Genomic DNA, 499 nt, shown 5'->3' with positions numbered 1-499 from the left:
GGCATGCCCCGTAGGGCAATCGCCCTGCTGCTGCCTGACTTTTAAACAGGCATCCAGCAGGGTCGGACCCGCTGCGCGATGAATGGCCCCATCGACGCCGCCGCCTCCCATTAATGACGGATTAGCCGCATTCACAATCACATCAACGGCCAGTTTGGTAATATCACCCTGCACAACATGAATACGCGTTTTCATAACGCCTCCTTACACCTTCTTGTTTCTTAAGTGTACAGCAGGCTTTTTGGTTAAATCGCATTTTTCTGCTCAGCAACGTGAGTTGTTCAGAAACTTAGTTATATTCGATGTTCATTACAGCCAGCTTTTTCTGTTTATCAAGATACTGCACTTTTACTGAGGCTATTTGCGCGTTTTTAACATTGCCGCTCATTAACGCTTTGCTGGAATAGGTTCTGCCCGGAACAGAGCCATTCTGCGGGCAGTTCATTTCTACGGGTGTTGACTGGGTGCTGACGTCACATGCCGGTTCCACAATTTGGCC

General features: G+C 48.9%; 2 protein-coding genes. Both read right to left on the bottom strand.

What is annotated here, in order from left to right; all coding sequences use genetic code 11:
* Positions 1-195, bottom strand: a 195-nt coding sequence (locus tag AC3DEV_RS16785; RefSeq protein WP_488372832.1) for a macro domain-containing protein, incomplete at its 3' end; no start/stop codon positions are given.
* Between the two features lie 94 nt (positions 196-289).
* Positions 290-499: hypothetical protein (locus AC3DEV_RS16780; protein WP_488372831.1), on the bottom strand; the 210-nt coding region annotated here is incomplete at its 5' end.

It is taken from the genome of Dietzia sp. IBK-p2-15D, from assembly GCF_057773105.1.
The sequence above is the reverse complement of the archived record's forward strand: the minus strand, read 5'-3'. Positions and strand labels throughout refer to the sequence as shown.